Source organism: Bradyrhizobium sp. WYCCWR 13022 (assembly GCF_030435535.1).
In the GTDB taxonomy this organism is placed as follows: domain Bacteria; phylum Pseudomonadota; class Alphaproteobacteria; order Rhizobiales; family Xanthobacteraceae; genus Bradyrhizobium.
Window position 1 is genome coordinate 26,557 of the sequence record NZ_JAUIZJ010000034.1, and the last position, 8,480, is coordinate 35,036.

At 66.1% G+C, this 8,480-nt stretch carries 9 protein-coding genes; 3 read left to right on the forward strand and 6 right to left on the reverse strand.

Annotated elements, in window-relative coordinates; genetic code table 11:
* Nucleotides 1–10: 10 nt before the first annotated feature.
* Complete coding sequence (locus QY049_RS34480; RefSeq protein WP_258765312.1) at nucleotides 11–565, reverse strand: flavin reductase family protein; 555 nt, start codon at nucleotides 563–565, stop codon at nucleotides 11–13.
* A gap of 57 nt (nucleotides 566–622) precedes the next feature.
* A complete protein-coding gene (locus QY049_RS34485; RefSeq protein ID WP_258766886.1) occupies nucleotides 623–1,720 on the reverse strand; it encodes an LLM class flavin-dependent oxidoreductase in 1,098 nt (365 codons plus the stop codon).
* Between the two features lie 219 nt (nucleotides 1,721–1,939).
* Between QY049_RS34485 and QY049_RS34490 the strand changes: the two genes are divergently transcribed.
* Nucleotides 1,940–2,854 (forward strand): 2-dehydro-3-deoxygalactonokinase, encoded by a 915-nt coding sequence (locus tag QY049_RS34490; protein WP_258765313.1) that lies wholly within the window; start codon nucleotides 1,940–1,942, stop codon nucleotides 2,852–2,854.
* Between the two features lie 13 nt (nucleotides 2,855–2,867).
* Nucleotides 2,868–3,500 (forward strand): 2-dehydro-3-deoxy-6-phosphogalactonate aldolase, encoded by a 633-nt coding sequence (locus tag QY049_RS34495; protein ID WP_258765314.1) that lies wholly within the window; start codon nucleotides 2,868–2,870, stop codon nucleotides 3,498–3,500.
* 119 nt (nucleotides 3,501–3,619) lie between these two features.
* On the opposite strand, the gene QY049_RS34500 is transcribed toward QY049_RS34495, so the two are convergent.
* Nucleotides 3,620–3,985 carry a hypothetical protein gene (locus tag QY049_RS34500; RefSeq protein ID WP_258765315.1) on the reverse strand — a complete coding sequence of 122 codons (366 nt, stop codon included), beginning with the start codon at nucleotides 3,983–3,985 and terminating at the stop codon, nucleotides 3,620–3,622.
* A gap of 93 nt (nucleotides 3,986–4,078) precedes the next feature.
* Entirely contained in the window at nucleotides 4,079–4,987 is a 909-nt protein-coding gene (locus QY049_RS34505; RefSeq protein ID WP_258765316.1) for a PaaI family thioesterase, read from the reverse strand.
* A 143-nt stretch (nucleotides 4,988–5,130) separates the two neighbouring features.
* Between QY049_RS34505 and QY049_RS34510 the strand changes: the two genes are divergently transcribed.
* On the forward strand, nucleotides 5,131–5,448 hold the full coding sequence (locus QY049_RS34510) for a hypothetical protein (protein WP_258765317.1): 318 nt from the start codon (nucleotides 5,131–5,133) through the stop codon (nucleotides 5,446–5,448).
* Nucleotides 5,449–5,533: 85 nt separating this feature from the next.
* On the opposite strand, the gene QY049_RS34515 is transcribed toward QY049_RS34510, so the two are convergent.
* Complete coding sequence (locus QY049_RS34515) at nucleotides 5,534–7,003, reverse strand: amidase (RefSeq protein ID WP_258765318.1); 1,470 nt, start codon at nucleotides 7,001–7,003, stop codon at nucleotides 5,534–5,536.
* Between the two features lie 112 nt (nucleotides 7,004–7,115).
* The gene (locus QY049_RS34520) at nucleotides 7,116–8,249 is read right to left on the reverse strand and encodes a ring-opening amidohydrolase (RefSeq protein ID WP_258765319.1); all 1,134 of its coding nucleotides are present in this window, start codon (nucleotides 8,247–8,249) and stop codon (nucleotides 7,116–7,118) included.
* Nucleotides 8,250–8,480: the final 231 nt, after the last annotated feature.

The following is an 8,480-nucleotide window of genomic DNA, read 5'->3' on the forward strand; positions in this document are numbered from 1 at the left end:
CCGATGCCGCCTACGAAAAATCCGTCCAGCTCAGATGCCGCGAATCGAGATCGCCGACTGAAACGGTCTCGCGGATTTCCTGCGGCGTGTGGAAGCCGCTGCGCAGGTACACCAGTGGCGCGGCGGTCGCCGAATGCGTCGCGCCGCGGACTTCGCCGACGAAGATCGAGTGCGTCTTGGTTTCGAACTCCTGCGCCAGCACGCAATCGAACGCGGCGACCGCATCCGTCAGCACGGGCGCGCCGGTGACCCCGCGCGTCCACTGGCCGAAGGCAAAGCGGTCGTCGCCGTTGACGCCCTTCTGGCCGCTGAAGGTCAGCGCCAGCAGGGCGTGATCCTCGTGCAGGAAGTTGATCGCGAAGGCGCCTTCCTCGCGGATGCGGGCGTGGGCGCTGGCGTTGCGGTTGACGCAGACGATCAGCGACGGTGGATTGTCCGACAGCGAGCAGGCCGACGTCACCGTCAACCCGGTGCGCTTGCCGTGCTCGGCGCCGACAGTGACCAGCGCGACCGCGCCGGCGCATTGGCGCATCGCCTGCTTGAAATCCTTTGCGTCGACGCTCACGCGGACATCTCCAAAACAGTGGCGGGTGCGGCAGGTTCGCGCCGCACCCGTATCAGGTCAAGCCGCCTTCTTCGCGGAGCCGAGATGCTTCAGCCGCGGCATCACCTCGTTCCTGAGCAGCGCGAGCGAGTGGTGCCAGGCTTCCGGCTTGTGCTTGTAGTCGAAGCCGAACACGCAGAGTACGCCGAAGCCGCCGACCTCGTCGTAGATCTTCTCGATCTTCTCGGCGACCGTCGTCGGCGAGCCGACGATCCAGTTCCGCTTGGCGCAATATTCGACCGTCACGTCGCTGTCGGGCACGTCAGGGGCATGCTTCAGATAGTCCTTGAAGCCGAAATGGCCGAGCAGCGGCAGGAAGTATTCGCTCATCATCCGGCCCATCATGTCGCCGGTCGAGAGCTTCCAGGCCTCTTCATCAGTGTCGGCGACGAAGACCTCGCGCACCAGCCGCCAGTCCGCGCGGTTCGGCTTGCGCCCGGTCTTGGCGGCGCCGATCTCGACCGAGTCCCAATGGCTGCCGACATAGGCCGGGTTGAGGTTGAGGCTCATCGGGATGAAGCCGCGCTCGCCCGCGAGCTTCAGCGTGTCCGAGTTCTTCGAGAGCCCGGCAACGCCGATCGGCGGATGCGGCGCCTGGAGCGGCTTGATGTGTGGCTTGAGGAAGTCGAACATCGTGTCCGGCTTGGTCACCGTCCAGAACTTGCCCTTGTAGGTGAAGGGCGCCGGATCGGACCAAAGCTTCAGGATGATCTCCAGCGCCTCGCGCGTCATGTCGCGGTTCTGGCCGCTCATGCCGTCGACGTTGAACATCGCCCAGTCGCTCGGCAAGCCCGAGGCCGCGACGCCGAAGTTGAGCCGGCCCTCGGAGAGATGGTCCAGCATCGCGACGCGGTTGGCGAGCTCGGCGGGGTGATGATAGGGCAGCAGGAAGCCGCCCGGTCCGATGCGCAAACGCTTGGTCTGCATCAGGGCCTGCGCGATCAGCAGGTCCGGCGTGGGATTGGGTTCCCAGGGCGCCGTGTGGTGCTCACCGATCCAGGCTTCCTGATAGCCGAGCTCGTCGAGCCAACGCAGGACCTGCAGGTCCCAGTCGTGTCCTTCCTTCAGGCCGCACTCCGGCGGATGCGAAGGCATCGTGAAATAGCCGATCTCCATGGGTTTCCTCATCTGATGTTGACGCGTCTTGCTGCGCGTTCGGGGACGTGAACAGGAACAGCTTCAGCAAGCCGTGTGCCAGCGCGCCTTGCGCCCGGACCCCGCGAGAAAACGCTGGTTCGGGGCGGCAATTGCCGATATCCCGGGGCGGATTTGCTGGCGCTTCGTCTCATTGTCGCGAGACGGCGTCTTGGCCGTGAGACGAGGATACGCTTCGACATGACCGAATCCGCTTTTGTCGCGGTGGACTGGGGCACCAGCAGCTTTCGGCTCTGGCTGGTCGATCGCACCGGCCACGTGCTGGCCGAGCGTCGCAGCGACGAGGGCATGCTGGCGGCGGCGAAGGCCGGCTTCCGCGGCGTGCTGCAATCCCACCTTGCCGCGGTTCAAGCGCCCGATCATCTGCCCGTTCTGGTCTGCGGTATGGCCGGGGCCAAGACCGGCTGGGTCGAGGCCGGCTATGTCGACACGCCGGCGCCGTTGTCGGCGGTCCTGAAGCAAGCCGCCCGCGTGTCGGGCGAGGCACGCGACATCCGCATCCTCCCCGGCATCGCGCAGCGCGACTCAAAAGCGCCCGACGTGATGCGTGGCGAGGAGACGCAATTGCTCGGTGCGCTCGGCCTGGACGCTGCGGGCGAGGCGCTGGTCTGCATGCCCGGCACCCATTCGAAATGGGTGCGCGTGAAGGACGGCACGGTTGGGCATTTCTCGACCTTCATGACCGGCGAGCTGTTCAGCGTCGTCTCGCGCGAGACGATCCTGTCGCTCGCGGTCGCCGGCGCCGATGAGGCCGAGGATGTCGCGAGTTTCAAGTCAGCCGTGAAAGCCGCGTTCGGGGCGCCGGCCTTCGCCGCCAATCTCCTGTTCACTGCGCGGTCGCGCCAGCTGCTGTTCGGCGGTACGCCGGCTGCGGCGCGCGAGACGTTGTCGGGTACGTTGATCGGTGCGGAGCTCGCGGCGGGCCTGTCCGGCAGCGTACCCAGGACTGGCATCACGCTGATTGCGTCGGGTCGGCTTGCGGCTCTGTATAGGCAGGCTTTCGATGCGCTGAAGGTCGACGTGAGCCCGATCGATGCCGACGAAGCGGTGCGTCGCGGCCTGTCGATGGCGGCTGCGGCGATCTGGACGAAGTGAGAGGATTTTTGAGATGAGCGTTCCCTTTCCGTCGATGAAGCGCCCCCTGGTCGCGATCCTGCGCGGCGTCAAGCCGGAGGAGACCGAGGCCATCGTCAGCGTGCTGATCGAAGCCGGCATGACCGCGATCGAGATCCCGCTGAACTCGCCGGATCCGTTCCGCTCGATCGGCCTTGCGGCGAAGCTCGCGCCCTCGGGCGTGCTGATCGGCGCCGGGACCGTGCTGACCGCGGCGGACGTCGATCGTCTCAACGACGTCGGCGGCAGGCTGATGGTCTCGCCGAATGTCGATGTCGAGGTGCTGGCGCGCGCGCATCGGCACGCGATGGTGACACTGCCGGGCGTGTTCTCGCCGACGGAAGCGCTGCTTGCGGCGCGCTCCGGCGCATCCGGCCTGAAGTTCTTTCCGGCGAGCGTGTTGGGCGCGTCCGGCATTGCCGCGATCCGCGCGATCCTGCCGGCCGGCGTGATGATCGCCGCCGTCGGCGGCGTCTCCGATCAGAATTTTGCCGAGTACATCAAGGGCGGCGTCACCGCGTTCGGGCTCGGCTCCAGCCTCTACAAGCCGGGCATGTCGGCCAGCGATGTCGCGGCGCGCGCGAAGGCGACGATCGAGGCCTATGACCGGGCGATTGTGAAAGACTGAAGTGGCAACCGAGCCGCTGCGCCGCCGCGTTCCCGTGCTGGCGATCGCGATGCGCATTCCGTGATGAGCGGCCGCGGCGACGAGGTGATCGATCTCGCCAGGACCAATCTGCTATCGCGCTAGCTGCGCTTCGCCGACGGTACGGGCAAGCGCTCGTGGCGGCGCTGGAAGCGCTGCCAGTGCAGCACGGTGCCGATGAGTGCGGCGGGTACGAAGCCGAGCGCGATCAGCCAGTGCGGCAGTCCGTTCGGCGAGATGAAGGCGATGGCGATGTCGGAGATCAACCAGAGCGCCGCGAACATCACCGCGAAATCCGTGCGCGCGCAGCGCAGATAGTAGAACACGGCGGTGATGACCACGGCAGGCCCGATCGCGATGGCGATCAACACCGCCGTCAGCTCCTTCGGTGTCAGCGCGTCGAGCACCATCGACACCAACAGCCAGATGGCGGCAAACATGGCGATGATGTCGATCGGATGCCGCAACCGAATACCTCTCGCGGGAATGGGCTATGGTGAGTTCCAAGCCTTCGGCGTCGAGCCTTCGACGTCAAGCCCGTGCCGTCAAGCAAAATACGCCTATTCCTCGTCGTTTCCCGGCGTCGGGCGCAGCATGAAATGGCCGAAGGCGGAGGCGATCGGCTTGTCCGGATCGTCCTGCCAAGCGCGTGCCTCGAAAGCGACGATACGCCGGCCCTGTTTCACGATCGAGACATTGGCAATGGTATCCAGCGCGCGGCCGGAGCGCAGGTAGTTGACGGTGAGGCCGATCGGTTTCGGCAGCGTGGCGATCCCGAGCTCGCGCCGCACGCCGAGGATAGCCGTCGTCTCGAGGAAGGCGCCGGTCATGCCGCCATGGATCGCGGGCAGGATCGGATTGCCGATGATCTTTGGCGAGAACGGCATCGTCAGCGTGCCGTCGTCATTGACGCGAATGCCGAGGGCGCGCGCGAACGGGCTGTTGGCGAACGGGCCGTGCGGATCGTCAGGCGCCTCCAGCGTTGGAATGCTGCGCGAGTCCATCCTGCGGTCCGCGAGCATGTTGGTGCGATTGGCTGCGATCATGAAGCAGGCGGTCGCGGTCGCCACCGGATCGTCCTCCGACTCCTGATAGGCCGTGGAGCGCACGAAGGCGATCGAGCGGGTCGTGCGGTAGCAGATCGAATGCGCCTTGATGGCGAGCCCGGGCGTCGCCGGCTTCTGGTAGTCGATGCGCAAATCGAGCGTCGCGATCGCGCTGGTGCCGTCAAGCGCGAGCTGTACGGCCATGCCGCAGCTTTCGTCCAGCATCGCGGTCACGACGCCGCCATGCAGCACGCCGGTCTCGGTGTCGCCGACGAAGACGGGGCGGTAGGGCAGGCTCGACCAGGCCTCGCCCGGTGCGAACCGGTCGAGCTGGAGCCCGCTGATATGGCCGTAATCGGAACGGCGGCCTTTGACGGCCTCGGCAAGTTCCTCGAACGGGCGTGTGGTCGACGGGTTGGACATGACGATGTTCTAGACCAGTGTCGGCCGCCGCGCAAAAACCCCGCATGCATCGTCGTACGGCGGGTTTGCAAGGCTGGTTTGGCCTCGACAGATCAGGCCGAAGCAACGATGGTGGGCGCTTCACTGCCCGCGAGGAGTATTCCATGGCTGACCCCGAAACACCCGCCGCCAACCAGGGGCCCGTCACCATTTCCGTCTCGAGCTCGGAGCGGGCGCCGATCATCTATTTCGACGGCGCGTCCTGCTTCGGCCATCACAATGGCGCGATCCAGATCGAGCTCGCCGCCAACCTCTTGATGCCCATCGGTGCCGCCGTCAGGGTCGACGTGGTCCAGACCGCGCATCTGCGCTGCAGTCCGGCCGCGGCGCTCGCCTTGCGCGAAGCACTCGACAAGGCGCTGGCGATGCTCAAGCTCGGACAGCAGCAGCCGGAGGAGGCGATCCCTGCGGTGAAGAACTGAGGCGCGCAGGCGGGCCTGCATGGTTCGACACGCGCCGCGAGGCGGCGCTGCTCACCATGAGGGTCTGAGACACCGCCGCGACACTTCAGCCGACATGCACCTTCGGCTTCTTGCCGCCGTTCCACTTGCCGTCCAGCGCGCGTTCGATCTGGGCGGCGAGTTGCAGCAGCAGGCCGTCATTGGCCTGCTTGGCAATGGCCTGGATGCCGAGCGGCAGGCCGTGATCCTGGCTCGCCATCGGCATCGAGATCGCCGGCATGCCGCAGAGATTGGCGAGCGGGGTGAAGGCGAAGAAGCGCCAGAGATTGCCGAACCAGTCGAGCACGTCGGGATTGTCGGAGATGGTGAGATATTGCTTCGTGCCGACCTTCGGCGTCGGCAGCGCGGTGATCGGCGTCAGGATCACGTCCCACTGCTCGAAGAAGCTGCCGAAGCCGCGCGATGTCGTGTTGAACACGGCCTGCATCCTGGCGCGGTCGGCGAAACTGGTGTGGCGGCCGGCTTCCCAGATCCGGATGTTCATGGGCTCGATCAGATCTTCCGGCGGTCGCTCCAGCCCGCGCGCGGCCAGCATGTTGGAGATCACCACGGCGAAATTCGAGATGTAGCAGGTGGTCTGCGCCGCGAAGGCGGCGCGGAAATCGAGCTCGGGCAACGCATAGTCGACCTGGTGGCCGAGGCCTTCGAGAAAGCGGCCGGTCTTCTCCAGCTCGGCGGCGATCTCCGGCGTCGCAGTGTAGTCGCCCCAGCTGTGCGACAGCGCGATGCGCAGCTTCGACGGATCGCGCTTGATCATCTCGCTGTAAGGCTGCGCCGTGGTCCAGAACGGCATGAATTCGCCAGGCGCAGGCCCGCGGGCGTGGTCGACGAAAGCGGCGGTGTCGCGCACCGTGCGTGACTGGCAGCCCTGGATCGAGACGAGGCCGGTGAGGTCGGACATGTGCGGCGCCAGCGAGAACACGCCGCGCGAGACCTTCAATCCGATATTGCCGTTGACCCCGGCGGGAATGCGGATCGAGCCGCCGCCGTCGGTCGCGTGCGCGATCGGCACCACGCCGGCCGCGACCATCGCGGCGCTGCCCGCCGACGAGCCGCAGGTGGTGTAGTCGGTATTCCAGGGGTTGCGGGTGACATAGACGGCGGGATTGTCGGCCGAACTGCACACGCCGAATTCCGGCGTCGTGGTACGTCCGATCAGATTGAGTCCTGCCTGGCGGAATTTGCCTGTGAGGAACGTGTCGGCCGCGGCGCGATTGCCGCGCATCAACAGCGAGCCCATCTCCTGGAGCCGGCCCTTCATGGTCGGACCGAGATCCTTCATCAGGAAGGGCAGGCCGGCGAACGGGCCTGCGAGATTGGCGCCGTCCTTGGCTGGGTCGGCGATCACGTCGTCGAAGAGCTCGACCACGCCCGACAGCGCCGGATTGACCTTGGCGACGGCAGCCGCGGCCTGACGTGCCAGTTCCTTCGCCGTCAGCTCGCCCTTGCGGACCCGTGCCGCAAGTCCGACGCCATCGTGCTGCGTCCATTCGTTCCAGCTCATCGGCAAAGTCATGAAGTCCAAATCCCCTTGGATGCGGCGCCACCTTTTTCGCAAGGGCCCGCGTGAATCAACTGAGCCGGCGCGAAGGGCAGGGTTGCGCCGGGCGGAGAGGTAGCGGCGTCCATTAAGGCAGACGTGCGATCACTGCAACCGGACCGCCGCCGGCCGGGCCCTGATGTTCGGCGCCGCCTGAAACATAGACCGCGCCGGTGCCGGCAAGACCCGCGATCAAGCCGCCGACCGCGGCGCGGGCGTGGCGGGTCGAACTGATGTCGGTGTCCTCGAGCATGGTGTGGCGGCAGCCGCGCACGGTGCCATCGGGTGAGGCCTCGGCCTTGGCGAGCACGTTGACGAGCGCGCGGCCGGCTTTGGCCTGCGCGCCAAGACCCTGCGCGCCAAGACCCTGTGCGCCAAGTCCGACGCTGCTCAGCGCCTCGATCACCGCGGCGGCATCGATTGCGTCGTTCATCACGGCGTGCCCGATCTCGAATTCGCTCGCGGAGCTTTCCGAATTGCCGAGCACGATGACGACGTTGTGCATCAGCTCGATCCCCGAGGAGGTCGATGCCACCTTCGAGAACAGATCGTAGCGCCGCAGCACGTCCTCGTCCTTGGCGTCGGCGGCGACCTCGCCGAGCGCAACAGCAACGCCGAGCGCGGAGGCGCCGCGCGAATAGGCCATCGAGCTGTAGGCGCTGATCGTCACCGCCTTGTGGCCGCGTGAGCTTGCTTCCTCGACGCGCTCGCTGGTCAGCAGCGGGCATTTGATCTGGACGAAATGAACGTCAGCGGCGTCGGTGATGCCGGCATCCGCCATCGCGGCCTTCACGGCCTTGGCGGTCTCGGCGATCTGCGCCGAGCGGCCAAGCTCCTCGGGCAGGAAATCGCGCGTCTGCGCCATGCCGATGCTCAGGCGCTTGCCGGAGATGCCTGCCGGTGGCGTCTCGAGCTGCTGGCGCGTGAACACCGTGATATGCGGGCTGAGCACGCCCTCGGTGCCGCCGGACATCACGAAGGCGATGCGCTGCTCGACCTCTTCTGGTGTCAGGCCGAGCTTTGGCGCCAGCGCCGTGCACAGCGCGGCGACGGCATATTCCCGGGTGAAATCGTTGACGCCGCCATTGCCTTCGGTCTTGCCGAGGATCGCCAGGATGGAAGCCGGATCGATCGCGCGAGACGCGATCAGGCCCATGAGGCCGGAAACGTCGCCGGGGCCTCTGGTGGCGATCTTGAAGACGCCGACCGATGTTGTGCGCATGGATAGTCCTGTGGAATTCGATGGCCCGGCAAGTCCAACAGCCGTGGAAGCGGGGTGGATGTCAATCCCCGATGTCGTCCTTGCGAGAGCCAGGACGACACTGAATCTGAATCTGTTGCATGGCCACGTCCCTGTTTCGCCTGCCTGTCAATCCCGTGCTTCAAAAATATTCTACTTTACCGAAATTCGGTTTTGTCGTATGTGTCGCCCATCCTGATCCGGCGAAAAGGG